This window comes from Nostoc sp. (genome assembly GCF_036917235.1).
Taxonomy (GTDB): domain Bacteria; phylum Cyanobacteriota; class Cyanobacteriia; order Cyanobacteriales; family Nostocaceae; genus Nostoc.
In genome coordinates, this window is sequence record NZ_JBALDU010000111.1 from 23193 (window position 1) to 43066 (window position 19874).

Sequence of the window (19874 nt, forward strand, 5' to 3'; positions counted from 1 at the left end):
AAAATTCCTTGCCCCTTGTCGTCGGGATCAATCCAAAATCCAAAATCTAAAATCCAAAATTGTTTGACTAATCTCGTAAAATGTGTTATGAACCCCGATCCCAGTAATCAAGAGCAGGCTTTTCTTGCGGAAGCGGCAGAGTTGTTACAAACCATTGAGCAGAATCTGATCGGTTTACTTGATGAAAAAACAATAGAAAAAGTTCATGCCTTGATGCGAAGTGCCCATACCATCAAAGGGAGTGCTGCCAGCGTTGGGCAAGAAACTATTCAGACAATTGCCCATCATTTGGAAGATGTATTCCAAGCGTTATACGCTCCAGAACTGGAAATCGATCCAGAATTGGGTGCTTTGCTTCTAGATGCTTATGAGTGTCTGCGAACTCCATTGAGTGCAGCCTTGATGGGCTTATCCTACAATGAGGCAGAAATACTCGATCGCACTGCCTCAATCTTCGCCCAACTCCAACATAAACTAGGCGACTTTTTTGGTCGTGAGGCTCTGCTTCCCACTTCGGAAGAACTTGGCTTTGATGTCGTAGAGTCAATCTTTTCCGGGAGTGTACTTCAGGATTTGCAACAGTTGGAAACTGACATCCAAAGCCAAGATCCGCAACAAATTCAAACAACACTCAACTCCCAAGCCGAATTTTTTGTTGAATTAGCAGCATCTTATGGCTTATCTGGATTGGAAGAAATTGCCCAGGCGACCCTAAACGCGCTCAAAGCACATCCAGACAAAGTACTGCAAATCGCTCAGGTGGCTTTAGAAAATTTTAAAGCAGCTCAAGCAGCAGTACTTGCAGGCGATCGCACTCAAGGGGGAGAAATATCTCCACAATTGCGAGAATGGGCAATGCTAACTACTCCTGTCCCAGAACCGCAAGAGCAGCCAGTTGCGATCGCTGCCCAACCAACACAAACGATTACAACTGAGAATCAGCCATCCCCCCTCCTCAGTGCCAGCGAAGCGGAATCAATTTGGTCGTTTTTCCCGAAGCGGCCTGATAACTCCGTACCGAAAACACCGGAGGTAATGGCACCTATTTCTCATTCTCAGGATTCGGTAGTAGCCCCCTCTGCCATAGAGCGGATTTTACAGTCAATCTGGATCGGAGATCCACAGACATCCTGCCGATACTCAGACTCAGATCGGCCAGCCTCTCCACCACCAGCGCCAAGCCTCCAGGCTCAATCATCGGCATCACTTCCCAGTATCCGAGTCGCGATCGAACAACTCGATCGCCTCAGCCATACAATTGGGGAATTGCTAATCAGCGAAAACCAACAAAACCTGCAATCTAACCACATCCAGAAAGCAGCTCAAGAGACTCTACTACAGTTTTTGTACTGTCAACAACAACTTAGTAAAGTTTTTACTTGGTCGGATCGACATCTGCTGCTTCCCGAACGCAAGCAGCGTATACATGGATCTCCACGAGTTATCTCTGCTACCGAGGCACAATCCAATTTTGATGCCTTAGAAATGGATAACTATAGCGAGTTGCACATTCTCCTGCAAAATCTTACAGAAGACATGGTGCAATTAGGAGAACGGATTGAGGCTGTTAATGGCTTAGTTCAGCAATCTCGCTTCAGTCTCGGAAAGCGCAAGCAACTGCTTTCAGGAGCGCAGGAAGATTTGCTGCAAGCCAGAATGGTTCCACTGGGAACAGTGTTGAATCGATTACCCCGGCTGCTGCAACAGATGGTAGCAACTTATCATAAGCCTGTTGAACTCAAGCTTGGCGGTACGAAGGTACTGGTGGATAAAGCCATTTCTGAACAACTGTACGATCCCTTGCTGCACATGATTCGCAATGCCTTCGATCACGGCATTGAACCGGTAGAAACCCGCCGCCAGCAGGGTAAACCAGAAACCGGAACAATTACAATTCAAGCCTATCATCAAGGCAACCGCACTACTATTGAGGTACGGGATGATGGTCGAGGCTTAAACTGGGAAGCCATTCGTCAACGAGGTATAGAAAAACACTTACTTACTGCCGAACAAGCCGCCTACGCCTCAGAAGACCAACTGGCAGAGTTATTATTTGAACCAGGCTTTTCTACCGCCAAGCAGGTTGGTGAGTTATCTGGCCGTGGTATCGGCTTAGATGTCGTTCGCACTCAATTGCAAACTTTACAAGGTTCGATTGTGGTGCGATCGCTTTCAGGGCAGGGAACCACCTTTACCTTGCAATTGCCTCTAAGCTTGACAACGGCACGCTTGCTCGTTTGTCAATCTCAAGGTATTACTTATGGCTTACTGTCTGAAGGAGTTAGCCAGGTTTTATTACCGCAGCCAGAGCAGATTCAAGTCCAGCAATCTTTACACGGGCAAGGCAGCCAAAAATTCTGGCAGTGGGGAGAAGGCCAAAGTCAGCAACTAGTTCCCATCCGCTCGCTTGCCAATTTGCTGGATTACAAATATCCTTTATTCACCCAAGACCACAATTTAAACCTAAGTCCTTTTCCAGTCAAACAACGGAACACCGTCGAACCTCTGCTGCTGTTGGAAACAGAGCATCAATACTTGTGCTTGCAAGTCGATCAGATTTTAGTCGAGCAGGAATTAGTAATTAAGTCCCTCGGCAGAGTCCTGACTTTACCTAGTTACATCCAAGGCTACAGCGTGTTGGGCAATGGTAGTCTTACCCTAATTGTTGACCCGTTGGAGTTAGTTCGGCAAACCTGGGAGACAGATACGATCCCGACTTCCCCGGCATCAATTGCAACTAAACTATTGCCCGCGCCTGAGCCTGTTCTTGCTCTAGAAGGGCAGCAATCCGAGCTAACTATAACGCAACCGCAGCAACAGCCGATGGAAGTTAATACAGCCGTTGCTCAACCTAATCGACTGACGGTGTTAGTCGTGGAAGATTCGGTTGTACAAAGGCAAAGTTTGGTGCAGACGCTCCAGAAAGCCGATTATCAAGTGTTGCAAGCAGGCGATGGTCGAGAGGCGATCGCGCAAATGCTGCAACACAGTGATGTCGATCTAGTGATTTGTGACATTGAAATGCCGCAGATGAATGGATTTGAGTTTTTAGAACACCGTCGCCAAGACGAGCGTTTGTCCGGCATTCCTGTAGTGATGCTGACTACCCGTAGCGGACAGAAGCACCGCCAATTAGCTTTAGCTCTAGGAGCAAAAGCTTACATGACCAAACCCTATTCAGAACAGAACTTCCTATCCACGATCGCTGAACTGGTTCATAGCCCTTAGCCCAATACGCTTGGGTTAAGCCTTTTTTTCTCCCCCTGCCTCCCCTGCCCCCACCCGTAACCTCCTATGCTTAACACTCCCTTTCCGTTTAAGCGATTATCTGGCACTGTGAGCAATCGCGACTCCCTACGAGTCGTTGTTTTTGCGATCGCAGACTATTTATTTGCCCTACCAGTTGGTGCAGTTCTCAAGGTGATGGCTTGTCCCCCTATTAGCAGTACGGTTGAAAGTGGTATCGGGATGGTTGATTTGGGAGCGCAAACCATCACAATTGTGGACTTGCGCCAGAAGTTCATTCAGCAAGTACAACCCCAACAGGCGGATCAAGTTCTCTCTGCGGTTGACACTTCAGGGCGCTTCTTACTTCTGACTCAAACCCGGACTGGGGAAATTTGTGGCATTCCTGTAGACAAGCCCCCTGCCTTAATCGATATTCCTTTAGAAGCAGTGCGTCCGGTGCCTTGGTCTTATCGGCAAGTGGCGGAGTTAAGCTGTGTTAGCCACATGGCTGTTTTGCCTGTAGCACCGAACGAGGAACCACTCAAAGTACTTCTTTTTGGTATGAGCCAGATATTGGCTGATAAGTTGGGGTTGCCCGGAACAACCCCAACCTTGGCTCCTGGGCTGACATCAGGCGAACAACGGCAAAGATTTCTCCGTTTTTCCTTGGGGAATCAAGGAAGTGGATTGCTACCATTCCACTCATTACAGGACATTATTCATCTCGCTAGCCAAGAAATTTCCCCAGCCCCGGCCTTACCAAGTTGGATTTTAGGTTTCTATAATTGGCAAGGACAGATGCTGCGGGTGGTTGACTTGGAACATTTGCTTGGTTATGCGCCGCTTTTGAAGCGGCAGTCACGACCAGAAAAGCCAATGGTTCTAGTTCTCGAACTGCAAAATCAGGTAATCGGATTTTTGGTGGCTCATGTCTACGATGTAGAGTGGCAGGATTTACAGCAAGCACAATCGGCACCAACCGACTTTTCCCCAAACAAACTGCTAAATTTTGTTCGAGGTATTCTGCCAGGCGATCGCTGGATTTTAGACACCAGAGCGATCGCCCAGACTTTGCAATGGCAAACCCACTGATTTAACTTGATGCTGCCAAGGAGTTTTCTGTGACGATCGCAACTTTAGACCCTAATTCTGAAACCCAGCCTGTTGAAAATGAAATCCAGATAGAAGAAATTTTGGCTAATGTGGCTCTAATCAAAGCAGTCTTTCAATCTGCTAAGGGGCCAAAGGTCGCTCAATTGCAGCAGAAGGTGAGTCAAATCGAAGCTTTTATCCAAGCTTTGGCTAAGGATTCGCCCAGTGACAACGATCAAAATGTTCGAGGGGCTTTTCAACTCCAGCGAGAACAACTTGCGGGCATCGATCGGCAAATGCAGCAGACAAAAAATCAAACTGCACTTTTGGATGTTACAGTCACCGCCCTGCGAGATGTTCTCAACGCCGATCGCGTTTTGATTTATCGTTTTGAGGAAGATAATCGCAGTCGAGCGATCGCTGAAACGATACAAGCGGGTTGGACATCCTTACTCAACCAATCCCTACCGATAAATTTGTTTGTTAATAAACCCGATGTTGGGGACGGACAAAACTCGCAGGGCAACCTAACTGAAGTATTAGAATTAACTCCCCGCCAACAGCAATTTTGGCAACGCTTTCAGGTGCAAGCTAGCCTGTGCCTACCTTTGATTGTCAAACAACAGCCTTGGGGTTTTTTAGTTATTCATCATTGCCTCCAACCCCGACAATGGCAGGAAGCAGAGCGTAGTTTGCTACAACAAGTAGGAATGATGTTGACAATTAACTTGCGCTGGGCTGAAATAGTAGCTCCACCTGCTCAACATCTGTCATTGCCTCCCCAAAAGGCTGATCGGTCAGAGTTACTAGTGCCATTTCAGCAGGTGAGCCAAGCTGTACAAGAAGGAACAAGAATCGCCGAGCTTGCCGGCGAGCATTTAATGTCTATTCAAGATACTGTTGCTATTACTAATAAACAACTGCAATACCTTGGTGGATTTTGCGAGCAAGCTTCTGGCTTTATTGATCTTGTGGAAGGCTTGAGTACCAAAATTCAGGTTTTTTCCCTGAATACAGCCATCGAAGCCACAAAAGCTAGCGATCGGGAAAGAGGTTTGTTAGCTGCTGCCGAACAGGTGGAAATTCTCGCCCGTCAAGCCCGCGACAGCACCCTAAATATAGAGGAATGGTTCCAAGAACTCCAGGTGGCAGCAGCAGACGTTGCTTCTGCTATCGAACCGTGCGATCGCCAAATCAGTGCGGGGCTGGAGTCAATCGCCCAAATCCAGGAGCAATTCAGAGCGATCGCTGACATCGCTGCTTGTAGCCTCCAAACAATATCGAAGCCATAGAATTGTCATCAAACCCCATAGAAACTGAGAGTTGTTCATGAGTACCGATTTTGTCCCCCAACCGCAGAACGACGATCGCTTCCTAGAAGAAGCGATCGATCTGTTGCTGTTCTTGGAGCAGGAGTTGCCTAACTATACAAAAGACAGTAACCCTGGTACAGCTTTGGCTCTCATGGAAGCTGCTCGCTCTCTGCATTCGATTGCCATAGCAGCCGAGCTAGATGCCATTGCCATAGTTGCGGCTGCACTAGAAGAGATTTTTCAGCTTTTGCATCAGTATCGGGCAACTGTCAACGCCCCGATCGCCTCCCTGTTATCGGAAGGATTAGATTGCCTACAGATGCTATTGATGGCATTTTTAACAGCCTCGCAAATTGATGAAGTAGAAATTCTGGAGCGGATGTCTGCCATTGTTGCTCATTTACAAGCAGAGTTTGGCGATCGCCAGGAAACAAACTTTGAGACATCGATAGAGCAACCGCAGGAACATCAACCAGTTATTCAATTTGGCGATCGCTTGGCCAAGGTAGAATCTTCTGCGGAGCAAGTTATCGTTAAAGACAAGGAAAGTCTTGACAGGGAACTAATAGATGAAACTAGCCCCCAGTCTGGCAGCCTTGTTCGCGTAGATACCGAGCAGCTTCCCATCAATGTAGGGGAACTAGCAAACGCGAAGGAGTATGACGAAGGAGATTTTCATGCTTGGTTGGGGGATTTTTCCCTGCCTACTGAAACTTCTGTTGCATCCCTAGTTAAATCTGTTAGCGATCGCCATCCACTCTCTTTGCAAGAATCGATTTCTACCATTGTTGCAACAAGTATTCCAACCGCCACACCCATCAATATTAAGCATCTCGAACAACTCAATGTGCTAGTTGCAACATTATTAACTACATATAATCAGCAAGCCTGTCAAGAAGAACAACAGCAACATACGATCGGGCGGTTGCTCCGACAAGTTAAACGATTACAACACCTGCTGGATAATCTACAGGAATGGTCAGGACGTTTAGCAGCAATTTCAGATACCCTTTCTCCCCTAGCTGCTTCTCGCTCTCAGCAATTATACAGTACTCTGCAATCTGTTTTGGCTGAAGCATCTCAGGTGGGATCAACTGTTCATTCGCTGAATAACAATCATCATCAACTCAAACAAGAACTTATACAGCAGGAAAAGTTACTTAAGCATTCTGCCAATTTAGTCAAAACAGTTACAACTATTCCTTTAAAAGTAGCCTTAGAATCCTTGCATCGGCTTTGGTCTCAGTTACAAGCTCTACAAGATAAGTCTGCTAGACTACATTTACAAATTAGCGATATCCAAGTTGATCGGGCATTTAGCGATCGCCTCCATGCTCTCCTGTTGCATATAAGTTGCTATTTACTAGAGCAAAGTATTGAGTCTGGCCAAACACGCCAACACCTTGGTAAAAATAGCAACGGTATTATTGAAATTCAAATTTACCAGCAAGAAAATCAACTGATTATTGATGGCTGTGATGATGGCGCAGGACTTAACTTATCTCAAATTTATCAACAAGCTTTAGCCCAAGGACTCGCCCTGACAAAACCAGGGGATATCTTACAAGAACTGGTACTTGAACCAGAGGTTTCATCTGTTTTATGCGATCGTGCTGCCTTAGAGTTAGGAGTAGAATTAACTGAAGTTTGCAAGCAATTAACAGCTATTCGGGGAAGAATAGTATTGAAGTCTAAAGCTGGACATGGTACAGCCTTCTCGCTCCAAATTCCCCTTGATCAAAAAATTGCTCAACTTATTGTCTGTCAAGCTAACTCCAGAATCTATGCATTTATTGCCGATTCTGTAGAGCAGATTTGTCTATCCCAGTCCGAACAAATTATCCAAACTCAAGCGGGACGGATGTTATTTTTGCAGTCTTCTGGCACCAGTGGCTTCCTTGGTTGCGATCGTGAGGATCTAACAACAGAAATGCTGGTCCCTATCCACTTATTGAGTGAGGTGCTGATTTGTCCTAACCAGCTTCCCACCTCAGTTACTACTTACAGCCCAGATACACTAAATGCTTTCAAGCAGGATAAGCCTTTATTAGTATTTAGTTACTTAGACAAACGATGTGCTTTAGAAGTAGATTGCATAATTGGCAAACAATCCGCTGCGATCCATCCTCTGGGGGAAGCAATCCCAGTTGCTGCTTATATCCAAGGAACTAGCATTCTTGCCAATGGGCAACTTAGCCTGGTTTTGGATGGTCAGCTTCTCACAAAATCTCTAATTTGAACTCAATACCTGTGTCATTCTTGTTAAGAAGGTGTTATGAATTTCAGACAAAACTGGCTGACTTAAAAGGGTTTTAGCGATAACGTATTTGCCCTAGCTGGGTTTCCAAAAAGTGCTAACACCCCCTAGAAGATTCAACTTTTTCTACAAGCTTGCTTCATCAAGATACGCTTGTTTTTATACACCTCTAAAGTTCCAGACTGCGGATTATCTAACGTGCCATCCCACACCCAATATTCATAAATTCCATTCCGAAACTTATACACTCGAACCCCTTCTGTCGCTTGGCTAGTTCCTTTACCCAAACTTAAATTACCGTTGGGATTGGTTGCGCGATAGAGCAGTTCACCGTTCGTATAATTCTGCCAAATATTGATGTTATAACCACCCCGGCATTTTGTACTCAGGATGATGCCAGCAGTAGAATCAGCAGAAGCAGGTAAGGAAAAATTAGCTAATATACTGATTGGCAAAGCAAGGAGTAATGCCGAACTTTTCAGTAGTGTTTTCATTATTTTCAAGAGTGTTGTGAAATTAATATTTGTTTAGCATTCCAGCAAGCCTTTATTTCACATCCTGACGACGACTTTGCTCCTGAAAGTAGTCGCACCAGCTTTCGGGCCGGTGCGGCGACTTGTGAGAAATCGTTTTCTCATATCAGGTCGTCCAAACCGAATGCCTAGTTTGTAGCAGGGTAGGCGAGGTTGTGTCACCATCAGTTTTACAGTGCCGATACGAAAGCGATCGCCAATATTCACGTCTTCTTCTCTCAGTCCAGCGATCGTTAAATTTTCACCAAAGATGCCTAGCGGTAACTTTGTGTCAGGCAATTCATTTTGCCAATAATCGTAATGCTCGAATGGGTATACATAAACTGCTTTATCTACTCCGCCATGAACGGTGAGATCGGCTTGTCCATCACCGTCTAAATTGAGTACGCGCACCATGACGCGATCGCTAACTGGCTCTTTGAAAATTCCAGTGCTAACTGTTTTCCCTTTCCAGGTCACTTCACGCGGTAGTCCCACGTTTACAGAAATAAGTTTCATCTTTGCGGTATGAGTCTTCGTTAATGTTAGGTTTACTAAGTAAAACTGTTTTAATGGTTATCAAAAAAAACTAAACGGTAGGTTCGCTCATTTACAACACTCGATAATCCCAATTTGTGTGTTGCTGATTAAGGTTAAATACTATAGACAATTCATCAGTAATAACATCGCCTAAATTAAGTAAATCAGCCAGATAGCAAACAAACTTTGGAGGCTATTTCATATAGCAATTATTTAGAAGTTTAAAATATCTAATGATTCTTCTATTTCTAAATCTAATATTATTTCTCGTGTATCTTTGAGTACTTCGAGCTTACCTTCTTTACGATAAATATCTGCCGCTTTTTGAAAATCTTCAATTGCTCCCTGTTTATCTGCAATTTCTAAACGAATATTGCCACGATTATAATAAGCATCAGCATAACTAAAATTAATCTCAATTGCCTGAGTATAATCTTCAATTGCGCCCTCAAAGTCTCCTAAATCTGAACGAGCATTACCACGGTTGTAGTAAGCATCAGCATAACTAGGATTAATCTGGATTGCCTGAGTATAATCTTCAATTGCGCCCTCAAAATCTCCTAAATCTGAACGAGCATTACCGCGTTTTTTATAGGCTATGGCATCTTGAGGATTAATCTTGATTGCTTGAGGAAATCCTGGCTGAGAGCCTAATAAATAACGAGTAATCCCACGGTTTTTATAAGCATCAGCATAATGAGGATTAATTTTAATAGCCTGGGTATAATCCTCAATTGCTCCTTGGTTATCTCCAACATGAGAACGAGCTTCAGCACGATTTTTATAGGTTACGGCAACATTAGGATTAATTCTAATAGCTTGAGTATAATCATTAATGGCTTCCTCTAATCGCCCCAGCTGATAGAGAGCTAAACCTCGTTTATTGTAAGATTTAGCATCATGAAGGTTTATCTGGATTGCCTGAGAATAGTCTGCGATCGCAGCTTCATAATCTCCTATCTGATAATGAGCTAAACCTCGTTTATAATATAAATTAATATGATTATTAACTTCTAACGCGTTAGTGTAATTAATAATAGCATTTGTATATTCTCCTTTCTCAAAATATTCATCACCCATTTTTATATAAAGTAGATTTAAATCTTCATCACTATATTCAGGTTTAAAAGGAGATTTGAATACCTGATGATTAGTTGGCTTAGATAGAATTTCTTGTTTCGGAAGATATTTATAAATAGGTGGTTGTTGCCGAGAAGAATTATTTATAGAAGATTGTAACTGTTCTAGATAGCACCATAAACCACCACCATATAGTAATTGTTCTATTCCAAAAGAAATTTTACCAGTCTTCAACTTAATCATCCGGGTTGGGAGAAAACCAGCCAAAAAAAGGTGATACTCAGATTGAGCTTCACTTACATCTTCTTGAATTAAAATGCAAACTACAACTGCATTCTTTTCAACCTCTTCAGAACTAATTGACCATCTAACTCTATCAATGCGACCATGACGAGATTTAACCTCAATACCAATAGATGGGTCAGAAGTCAAGGTAAAATCTATATTGCCATCGCCGCCAAATCGCTTTTCATAATCGACTTCGGTAATAAAATCAGCTAAACGTTCTTTGACAACTTCCTCACCCAACTTACCTTTGAGATAGCTAAGAAAAACATCACGCACTGGTAAAACACGCTTATATTTTTCAGCCATCTGCCAGCAAAATTCCCGTAGTGCCTTTAACCTCTCTCCAGAAATTATAGTTAATTCACTATATTGACCTTCTGTTTCACAATGAAGCAGACAACCAGATGCTAACCTTTTAATAAAATCAGACTGTAGCGATCGCAGTAGTGTAATCCAGTCCATTTATATTTCTGCGAATCTTTTGATGAGATTATTCTATTAAAATATCCATTCGGCGTAAACCTTTTAATTACCTTGCAGGATTTACATCAGTTTTGAAGGTGCAGCCATGTCTGATTATGCCAGAGTTTTGAGGAGTTGGGAGAGTGCGATCGCTGGGAATAATACATGAAATATTAATTAACTCCAAGAGTGTCAAATGACCCAAAATCATCACAACCGCAAGCCTCTCACCAACTCCAGTTCCTCCTCCTCGCTTGCGGGGAGGGGGTTAGGGGGTGGGGTTCCGGGATACCCTTGGCAAACCCCACACGAACTTTGGAAAAAACTCAAACCATTAGCGCGACAGATGCGGTGTGAACCAACTCCAGCAGAAAAGCTACTTTGGTAAAAGTTGAGACACAAGCAACTTTTGGGTTTCAAGTTTCTCCGTCAGCAAACAATTGACCGTTTTATCGTCGATTTTTACTGTAATGAAGCGCGGTTAGTGGTGGAAGTGGATGGCGAAATTCACGACTACACGCAAGAGGAAGATGCGATACGTCAAGAATTTTTGGAGAGTTTGGGGTTGCAGGTTGTGCGATTTAGAAATGAGGATGTTCTGGAGAGGATGGAGGGGGTGTTGCAGGATATTGGTTCTTGGTTGCAGAGATAGAACCCCACCCCCAACCCCCTCCCCGCAAGCGACGAGGGGGCTAATTATGTGGGTTTTGATGAGGAAGTGCGATCGCAGTAGTGTAATCCAGTCCATTTATGTTTCTGCGAATCTTTTGATGAGATTATTCTATTAAAATATCCATTCAAGGCATCTCCCAGACTTTAACTGTTTTATCATAACCACCACTAACAATATTTTTACCATCTGGACTAAAAGCTACTGACTCTACATAAGATTCATGTCCAAAAAGAGTGATAATTGATAGTCCAGTTTGTACATCCCATACTTTAAGGGTTTTGTCGTCACTACCACTGACAAGGTTCAGTCCATCAGGGCTAAAAGCCAAGGATGTCACTGCATTAGAGTGACCTTTAAAAGTACGTATTTGCCTATTATCTTGCCAATCCCAAAGTATGATGTTATTGTCTTCACTACCACTAGCCAAAGTCTGACCATTTGGGTTAAAAGCTATAGCACGAACACACTGTTGATGTCCTTCTAGGGTATTAATTTCTTTGCCAGTTTGCACTTCCCATAGTTTGATACTGTTGTCGCAGCTTCCACTAGCGATAATATTATTATTCGGACTAAAATTCAAAGACTTAATGTAACCTGAGTGTCCAGAGAAGCTGCGAATTTGTTCTCCAGTTTCTATATTCCAAAATTTAATGGTTTTGTCATCACTTGCACTAACTATGGTATGTCCGTCTGGACTAAAAGCAAGGGAACGAACCCAATCAAAATGCCCTGATATAGTAAGGATTTCTTCTCCTGTGCTGACATTCCAAAGTTCAATAGTTTTTTCAGTACCTGAACTAGCAAGAGTTTGACCATCAGGGCTAAAAGTTACAGCAAGAACTGAACCTGAATTTCCAGAAAGTGTGTTAATCTCTTGTCCTGTCTTTAAATTCCATAGTTTGATAGTTGAGTCTTCACTCCCACTAGCTAAAGTTGTTCCATCAGAACTGATAGCCACTGACCGAACCGCAGCAAACATTCCTGAATGCCCTGTGAGATTATATATTAATAATGCCTTACTATAATCTGCACTGATGTAATCTTTATTTGCTGCTTCGTATTCTCCAAGTGCTTCGTGAGCGATCGCACGAATATCATAAGCTTCATAATACTTAGAATCTAGCTTAATAGCATTATTTAAATCCTCGATTGCTTTTTTTGGTTCGCTTAATTTTAAATTAGCAAGTCCGCGTTTATAATAGGCATCTGCATAATAGGTATTAGCATCATCTGCATTACTATCAATAGCCTGAGTGAAGTCTTCAATAGCTTTTTCGTATTCGCCCAATTCAGCCCAAACAGAACCACGTTTTAGAAACGCAGCCGGATAATTATCAGCAGTTAAATTTAATGCTTCTGTTAAATCCTTAATGGCTTGTTGATAATCTTTTTGTTCAATATAGATAATAGCTCTACCCAAATAAGCATCATAAAAGTCAGGATTTAGTTGAACTGCTAGATCAAAATCATCAAGTGCTGCCTGATAATTACCAAGTTTGATGTAAACTGTACCTCGTCCTAGCAATGGTTCAACATATCTATCATTGTCTTCGGCAAATTTGGGGCTTACATTCATTGCCATAGTATAATCTTTAATAGCTCTTTCGTGATCTCCTAACTCTGAATACGCACGACCTCGGCTTACATGAGCTTCTGCAAACTTGCCATCTTTACTTAAAGCATCGCTGTAATGCTTAACAGCACCCTTATAATCTGCTTTTTCTTGTTGAGCCTTTTCGACTCCTAATTTATAACACTCTAAAGCAGGAGACACAAAGGAATCTTTTTTATCACCTATATTAATCTTAATTAAGTTAACCTCTTGAGTTTCAAAAAAGAAATCTACTCTGCCAATGAAAGATAAAGTTGGTGCGAAAGTTGGTGCGAAAGTTGGTGCGAAAGTTGGAGCAATAGTCGGCGCCAATGTTGCTCTTAAAATAGAAATATCTGGGATAAAAGAACTTCCTGTGGCAATAAATTTTCTAGCTTTTTCCAAAACTGCAAGTGTCTTATCTACTTGCAAGGATGATAGATATTTATTTATGGGAACTGCCTCAGCCACTCCATGCCTTGTTAGAGGTATAATAGGTGAAATAATTTCTATCATACTCAGAATCGATGCGAGTAAAATACAAAATACAAGTTGAGACAAGTGCTGCAATACATTAGAAAATTTTATAAATACAGCCTGTTTTGCTTTTTGTAGTGTAGTCAAGTTCATGTTTTTAGGAATCGAGTCTTACCTTACAAGGAATCTCAGGTTAGTATTCCCAGTTAATTGGCATAAATCTCAAATCCCCATATCTCTTCTTTATTATCTCAGGTTGGGAACTGTCACCGTTTTAGGTTGAACAGCAGGTGTAGCTACAGCTATATTCGGTATTTTAGGATTTATTGCTGTCTGTGAATTTTGTACTATTACATCAGGAATACCAACCAAGAGTTTATCATCGCCAGTAGTTTTATAAATTCGTTCTTCAATGGCGACAAAATATTTAGGACGTAGTAGATGCGAAGCAGCTTGTGGTCAGACATCGCAACTATTAGTCTCCCATGTACTCCTGGCCATAATTCAGGCTCTTCTAAATACGGGTTCATTCCTGGAAATGGATAAGGCATAACAGATATCTCAAAACCAAATTTTAAAAGTAATTCTGATAGCCCCTTCCTCGTAATTCTGATAGCCCCCTCCTCGCTTGCGGGGAGGGGGTTGGGGGTGGGGTTCTAAGAACAACTAGTAAGGGCTGCACCACATTGTTCTTCCCTTGTCAACCAACCCTTAACACCTTGATATTCTACCTGCGCCCAATCTCCCTGACAACCTAACAATTTGACAGCTGTATTAGCAGGAATTCTTCTCAGTTTTTGGCTTTTTTGACTGCTACTAGCATAGAAATCCACGCCTTTAGTACCGTAGCCCCGCGTTGTTAACCCTAATTTTGGCACGAATACCCATCCAGTTCCTTGAAAACCATTGCTAGCATTAGTAATCTGCACCCAATTTCCAGCAACACCAATAACATGAACTGTTTCGTTAATTGGTATTTGTCCTATAATGACGTTATTTGTACTTGCACCACTCCGCACATTTAACCCTTGGGAATCTGCATCGGTGACGTAGGCAAAAATATCGCACTTTTGAGAATTAGTTGATTTCGCTAAACTTATTTCACTAGCTATACCAGTATTGAGTACCACACTAATACAACTGAATGCCAATCCGATCGCTAACTTTGATGCTGAATTTTTCACTTTTTTTTTCATCATTTCTTCAAGTTTCTGGCATCAGTACCCAAAGCTGGAGTTTTATTGATATGTCCGAATCTACCTAAACAAATTCTGGTTAACTTTGTAAGGTAGTTCTATCCAAGAAATTTTAGTACTGTAATAACACTTTTAATTTTACAAAATTTAGTCCTGGGATGTCTACGATGGGCTACGCCTACGCTGATATATGCAACACAACTACATCATTGAGTATTAAGATGTCAGTATATAATGTAGTTAACGCCAACAATCAGTTCAAATTTAGGCAAATATTCATTAAGTTATATGAGTAAAAAAATATATTCCATATCAAATAGCATAGTCCAAGAAATTAATAATCCCGATAATGTGAGTATTTTAGAATTAGACAAGGAAGAAATTATTAATTTGTTTAAGGCTAATGGAATCTTACTTTTTAGAGGATTTAATGTTGATGTGGATGTTGATGTTGATATTTTTAAAGAATTTACCAATCTCTTGAGTATCGATTTTATAAATTATGCTGGTGGTGCATTCAGAAGAAGGGTAATTAATGGAGATGAGACTCTTTTAAGTGTCAATGATTTTAAATCTGAGATTAAGTTGCACGGCGAAATGTATTATCAGCAGAATATCCCACTTATGCTGTGGTTTTTCTGCGCTAATCCACCATTAGAAGATGGTGAAACTACGGTATGTGATGGGAGAGAGTTTTTTAATGAAATTAGTAGCTCAACCAAAGAGTTATTCAGCAAAAAGAAGTTAAAATTTAATGTTCGGATATCTGAAGAGGACTGGCAGAAAAAATACCAAACAGATGATTTGCATCAGCTAGAAGAAATGTGTCGTAAAAATAATACGCATTTGATAGTAAATGAGGATCAATCGATTCTGCTTGAATACATTTCTCCAGCTATTATCCCTAGCAGATGTGGAAAATATCAGGTATTTATTAATAGTCTATTGCCTACAAAGCAGTTAAACCCAAAGATTCTTAATTTTGAAGATGATTCAGAAATTCCTGAAGAGGTTGTATCGGAACTTAATGAAATTGCTGAAAAAATAACTACGGAGATTTCGTGGCAAAAAGGCGATATTTTAATGATTGATAATACAAGAATACTTCATGGAAGAAGGTCTTTTACTGACGATCAAAGAGATATTTATATCAGGCTGTGTTCTCCAGCTTTTTCATTTTGATATTTGATTACACCAGATATCATTTATTTAAATGATATCTGGCGTAAGATATAGCTTTGCTGTGTTATTACTGCATGACCTATAACGCAATACGTTTTAGTCAAGCGTTATTGGTGTAGAGAATTGGTCTTTCAAGACGCGATTTATCGCGTCTCTACATTAGGGTTTTGTTGCTCTATCTAAACTGTATTGAGCTATAACAGGTTACTTCATATCATAGCCAAACAAATTTGGGTCTACTTCTCCTAACTGCAACTCTGCCAAACCATACTCCGCCCAGCGTCTCTCTACCATCGCCGCCACATCTGGATCAGATTCCAAAGGCGAACCCCATTCATGGTTTGTTTCCGGCGGAATCTTTGTAGTCGCATCAATTCCCATGCGTCCACCTAAGCCAATTTTCTCACTGGCAAAATCCAAGGTATCAAAAGGTGTATTTGGCAAAATAAAAACATCTCGCACTGGGTCAACTTTAGAACTAATCGCCCACACAACTTGACGCGGATCGCGAATATTTATGTCTTTATCCACAACAATTACAAATTTGGTGTAGGTAAATTGTGGTAAAGCACTCCAAAACGCTAAAGCAGCCCGTCGCGCTTGTCCCGGATATGCTTTATCAATGGAAATAATCGCCGCTTTGTAACTCAAAGCTTCCATTGGTAGGAAGAAATCGACAATTTCTGATACTTGTTGCCGCAGAATAGGAGTATAAATGCGATTTAGCGCGATCGCCATCATCGCTTCTTCTTTGGGTGGACGACCGCTAAATGTTGTTAAGTAAATCGGATTTTTCCGGTGCGTCATACACTCAAAGCGTACCAACGGCGAATCTTCCACGCCGCCGTAATAACCCATGTGGTCGCCAAAAGGCCCATCTGGTAAAACTTCCCCTGGTGTAATCGTTCCTTCCAAGACAAATTCGGAATCTGCGGGAACTTCCAAATCCACAGTTTTGCACTTTGCCAACTGCACACCAGAACCACCGTATAATCCAGCAAACAGCCATTCTGATAAATCTACAGGGATGGGTGTGGCAGCTGCCATAATAATTAGAGGATCTACACCAAGTGCGATCGCAACTTCTAATTTTTTCCCACGTTCCGCCGCTTTTCGCAAATGCCTCGCCCCACCCCGCACCGATAACCAGTGAACCGTCATCGTATTTTTAGATTGGAGTTGCAAGCGATACACACCTACATTTGGTGTACCCGTCTCACAATCTTTAGTAATTACCAATCCCAGAGTAATAATCTTGCCAGCATCACCATTATAAGGACGTATCAAAGGCAACTTATTTAAATCTAAATCATTACCTTGAAGCACAACTTGCTGACAAGCGGGGAAAAAGTCTCGTCCTGGTTTCGCTTTCACCACATCAAACAGCACTTTGCCAAAATCTATTGCCTGGGAAATCTTCTTTGGCGGTTTTGGTTGTTGCAGCATACTCAATTTTTTCCCCAGAGTTTCCAACTCCTCTGGATGCTGCATATTCATCGCCCAGCAAATCCTTTCCACAGTTCCCATCAAATTCACCGCCACCGGGAAGGAAGCACCTTTGACGTTTTCAAACAACAACCCTGGCCCACCTTTTTGCAGCATACGGTTGGAAATCTCAGCAATTTCCAAGTCTGGGTCAACTAAAGCAGAAATTCGCCGTAATTGTCCTCTTTCTTCCAAAATTTTAATGAATCCCCGCAAGTCTCTCGCCATTGTTCTAATAAAGCTGATTATTTAAGAAGTGTGAAGCGCTTTCTTATATTATGGGGCATTGGGGATTGGGCATTGGGAAGACGCAAAGAAGAAATTTGTTCAATCATTCTCCCTTGTCTTCCCTGTCTCCCCATTCGGGAAATTGTTGGTTTTAATTCAATACAGTTCAGATAGAGCAACAAGACCTTTATGTAGAGACGCGATAAATCGCGTCTTGATTTATCTCTTAACCCAAGCCTATTGGGTTTTAATTAGAAATTAACCTATTTAGTAACTTTTCTTAACTGTGTTTTCTGAAACATTTAGTTATTGTATTTAGGGATACGCAATTATTTTTTACAAATAAGCGCTAACCAATCAAACATGGCCAGAATATACTATACCTTCCTGGCAGGCGGCCTTGTTATATAGTCCCTGCTGGGTTTATTTGTTACAAGCTTTAAGTTTATTTCTAAATTTTTGTGAGTTTGCGTTAGCGTAGATCAACTCAAACATTTTTCCAAAATCATTGAACTAAGAATCCTACACTTAAAAGGTGTGAAATATTCAAGTAATAATGTTGACTTTACCAGTGTCAATATCGTAACAAGCACCAACAATTTTTAGTTTACCTTCACCGAGCAATTTAGCTAAAATAGTTGAGCTTTCCTGCAATTTTTCAGTCTGATACTGAATGTTGGCTATAACTGCATCTTGCATATTATCACCAGTTCGGAACTTTATCCTTTCTACAGATGGTTTGATACCCTCAATAATCAAACCAATTCTGCCAGGAAGTGGTTCGTTTTTGATTGCTTCTGCTACTGCACCACATCTCCTATGACCCAAAACTATAATCAACTGCGAACCCAATACTGCTGTAGAATATTCCAGACTACCTATAACCGTGTCACTGACAACATTACCAGCAACTCGCACGACAAATAAATCTCCAAGTCCTTGATCGAAGACAATTTCCGCAGGTACTCTAGAATCTGCACAGCCTAATATAGCGGCAAAGGGATACTGAGCTTTCGCAACTAATCGTAAGCGTTCTAGTGATTGATCGGGATATTGACGTTTTTGATGAATAAATCTTTGATTACCATCAAGCAATCGTTTGATGGCTTCATTCGGACTGATTGAATTAGAGTTAATTGGGTGAATATCAGCAACAGCAGTTTGCTCTGTATTCCAAAAGCTATCACTAATAGTAGTAGCTGCAATACTTACGACACTGGCAAATTTCAAGAAATTACGTCGCCCGACAAATCCATTAATTCGACTCATCAATCTACCTGACAACAATAAAGCTGTTCTCAAGAAGATATCAGACTTAACTAAGATGCAAGAGTACTTGATTACACGGTTTAAGAGTCATTTAATATTCGTGTGTTTTAGAGTGCTTAGAATCCAGTTCGCTTTAGTAATTAAAGTAGATGAACAAGCGATAAAAGATAGTCGTTAAAGCGGCTTTATCGGTTCTTGTCTAAATTCTAATAATCAATAAGAATCGTAATTTTTTTTAAAGTCTTTCTGTGGATAAATTTTAGATAGAGTATAATTCATAATCCATGAGTTAAAATGGATTTATACCTCGTTGTAGCAACAGAAGCGAAATAGTCTTTATACTTGGTTTTGAAACTTAGATAAATTGTGTATTTAACTCACTTGAATATTCTGTAAATATAGTAATATTATCTTTTAAGATATTAGTCAGTATTCAGACGATACATCTAGCTATTTAAGAGGATGTTTGAAAAGTATTGGGCGAATAGGATTCGGTAATACACAAACTCTTGTCCACTTCCGTAGACTAATACAAAACAAGGGTTTTGCCTGTGTAGCCGAGATTTACAATTGCCAGTTAGTAATAAATTAGACTTTTCAAACAACCTCTAAAAGTGTAAGCATAGCTCGTTTGATGTTTGCTTCCTGATTCACTCAGGCACAAAGCTCTGTTCTGACGTTCATTTTCAAAAGTTTGTGGTTGACCGAAATTGGTTCTCTGGCTAATAATGTGTTTTTTCTAGTCAAATTTAAAGTACTTTTATCTAAACTCAGGTTAGGCATCTCTTGCCAGCAGTGGCGGCAGAACCAGTAGGTTTCTTGTAAACGAATGTGACGAAGCATTTGGTTAGAACAGCAAGGGCAGTTTGTCATAATATTGTTGTTTTATTAAAAAAGTTAAACACAAATAAGTAGTTTGCTCTTGGCTTAACTACCAATAGCTTTAATTTATAAACAGAAAATAAAGAACTAATAAAGAAATGACAGTACTTAAAAAACTT

The 19874-nt window shown here is 41.4% G+C and carries 17 protein-coding genes; 7 read left to right on the forward strand and 10 right to left on the reverse strand.

The window, feature by feature from the left end; all coding sequences use genetic code 11:
• Positions 1-63 precede the first annotated feature (63 nt).
• The 4 genes from V7K44_RS31640 to V7K44_RS31655 all read left to right on the forward strand — a co-directional run bounded on the left by V7K44_RS31640 (position 64) and on the right by V7K44_RS31655 (position 7872).
• Positions 64-3228 carry a hybrid sensor histidine kinase/response regulator gene (locus V7K44_RS31640; RefSeq protein ID WP_334937802.1) on the forward strand — a complete coding sequence of 1055 codons (3165 nt, stop codon included), beginning with the start codon at positions 64-66 and terminating at the stop codon, positions 3226-3228.
• Between the two features lie 66 nt (positions 3229-3294).
• Positions 3295-4320 carry a chemotaxis protein CheW gene (locus V7K44_RS31645; RefSeq protein ID WP_334937804.1) on the forward strand — a complete coding sequence of 342 codons (1026 nt, stop codon included), beginning with the start codon at positions 3295-3297 and terminating at the stop codon, positions 4318-4320.
• A gap of 29 nt (positions 4321-4349) precedes the next feature.
• The gene (locus tag V7K44_RS31650) at positions 4350-5612 is read left to right on the forward strand and encodes a GAF domain-containing protein (protein ID WP_334937806.1); all 1263 of its coding nucleotides are present in this window, start codon (positions 4350-4352) and stop codon (positions 5610-5612) included.
• Between the two features lie 37 nt (positions 5613-5649).
• Positions 5650-7872: a chemotaxis protein CheW gene (locus V7K44_RS31655; RefSeq protein WP_334937808.1), complete on the forward strand. Its 2223-nt coding sequence runs from the start codon at positions 5650-5652 to the stop codon at positions 7870-7872.
• A 134-nt stretch (positions 7873-8006) separates the two neighbouring features.
• Here the strand turns inward: V7K44_RS31655 and V7K44_RS31660 are convergent, their stop codons facing one another.
• The 3 genes from V7K44_RS31660 to V7K44_RS31670 all read right to left on the reverse strand — a co-directional run bounded on the left by V7K44_RS31660 (position 8007) and on the right by V7K44_RS31670 (position 10772).
• Positions 8007-8384, reverse strand: coding sequence for a hypothetical protein (locus tag V7K44_RS31660; RefSeq protein WP_334937810.1), 378 nt, complete (start codon positions 8382-8384; stop codon positions 8007-8009).
• A 57-nt stretch (positions 8385-8441) separates the two neighbouring features.
• Positions 8442-8921, reverse strand: a complete 480-nt coding sequence (locus tag V7K44_RS31665) for an MOSC domain-containing protein (protein WP_334937814.1) — start codon at positions 8919-8921, stop codon at positions 8442-8444.
• A gap of 234 nt (positions 8922-9155) precedes the next feature.
• Positions 9156-10772 (reverse strand): tetratricopeptide repeat protein, encoded by a 1617-nt coding sequence (locus V7K44_RS31670; protein WP_334937816.1) that lies wholly within the window; start codon positions 10770-10772, stop codon positions 9156-9158.
• A 196-nt stretch (positions 10773-10968) separates the two neighbouring features.
• Between V7K44_RS31670 and V7K44_RS31675 the strand changes: the two genes are divergently transcribed.
• Together V7K44_RS31675 and V7K44_RS31680 are read left to right on the forward strand one after the other, a co-directional pair.
• Positions 10969-11160, forward strand: coding sequence for a hypothetical protein (locus V7K44_RS31675; protein ID WP_334937818.1), 192 nt, complete (start codon positions 10969-10971; stop codon positions 11158-11160).
• A 3-nt stretch (positions 11161-11163) separates the two neighbouring features.
• The gene (locus tag V7K44_RS31680; protein WP_334937820.1) at positions 11164-11424 is read left to right on the forward strand and encodes an endonuclease domain-containing protein; all 261 of its coding nucleotides are present in this window, start codon (positions 11164-11166) and stop codon (positions 11422-11424) included.
• A 145-nt stretch (positions 11425-11569) separates the two neighbouring features.
• On the opposite strand, the gene V7K44_RS31685 is transcribed toward V7K44_RS31680, so the two are convergent.
• The 4 genes from V7K44_RS31685 to V7K44_RS31700 all read right to left on the reverse strand — a co-directional run bounded on the left by V7K44_RS31685 (position 11570) and on the right by V7K44_RS31700 (position 14709).
• Positions 11570-13666, reverse strand: coding sequence for a tetratricopeptide repeat protein (locus V7K44_RS31685; RefSeq protein WP_334937822.1), 2097 nt, complete (start codon positions 13664-13666; stop codon positions 11570-11572).
• 93 nt (positions 13667-13759) lie between these two features.
• A complete protein-coding gene (locus V7K44_RS31690; RefSeq protein WP_442940730.1) occupies positions 13760-13885 on the reverse strand; it encodes a hypothetical protein in 126 nt (41 codons plus the stop codon).
• Positions 13864-14064, reverse strand: coding sequence for a DUF4058 family protein (locus tag V7K44_RS31695; RefSeq protein ID WP_334937824.1), 201 nt, complete (start codon positions 14062-14064; stop codon positions 13864-13866). Before V7K44_RS31695 ends, V7K44_RS31690 begins: the two co-directional genes overlap by 22 nt.
• Positions 14065-14169: 105 nt before the next feature.
• Positions 14170-14709: an SH3 domain-containing protein gene (locus V7K44_RS31700; RefSeq protein ID WP_334937910.1), complete on the reverse strand. Its 540-nt coding sequence runs from the start codon at positions 14707-14709 to the stop codon at positions 14170-14172.
• A gap of 288 nt (positions 14710-14997) precedes the next feature.
• On the opposite strand from V7K44_RS31700, the gene V7K44_RS31705 reads away from it, so the two are divergent.
• Positions 14998-15891: a TauD/TfdA family dioxygenase gene (locus V7K44_RS31705; protein ID WP_334937826.1), complete on the forward strand. Its 894-nt coding sequence runs from the start codon at positions 14998-15000 to the stop codon at positions 15889-15891.
• A gap of 204 nt (positions 15892-16095) precedes the next feature.
• On the opposite strand, the gene V7K44_RS31710 is transcribed toward V7K44_RS31705, so the two are convergent.
• The 3 genes from V7K44_RS31710 to V7K44_RS31720 all read right to left on the reverse strand — a co-directional run bounded on the left by V7K44_RS31710 (position 16096) and on the right by V7K44_RS31720 (position 19746).
• Positions 16096-17604 (reverse strand): UbiD family decarboxylase, encoded by a 1509-nt coding sequence (locus V7K44_RS31710; protein ID WP_334937828.1) that lies wholly within the window; start codon positions 17602-17604, stop codon positions 16096-16098.
• Positions 17605-18150: 546 nt separating this feature from the next.
• Positions 18151-18873 (reverse strand): carbonic anhydrase, encoded by a 723-nt coding sequence (locus tag V7K44_RS31715; protein WP_334937830.1) that lies wholly within the window; start codon positions 18871-18873, stop codon positions 18151-18153.
• A gap of 654 nt (positions 18874-19527) precedes the next feature.
• Positions 19528-19746: a hypothetical protein gene (locus tag V7K44_RS31720; RefSeq protein WP_094353160.1), complete on the reverse strand. Its 219-nt coding sequence runs from the start codon at positions 19744-19746 to the stop codon at positions 19528-19530.
• Between the last annotated feature and the right edge of the window lie 128 nt (positions 19747-19874).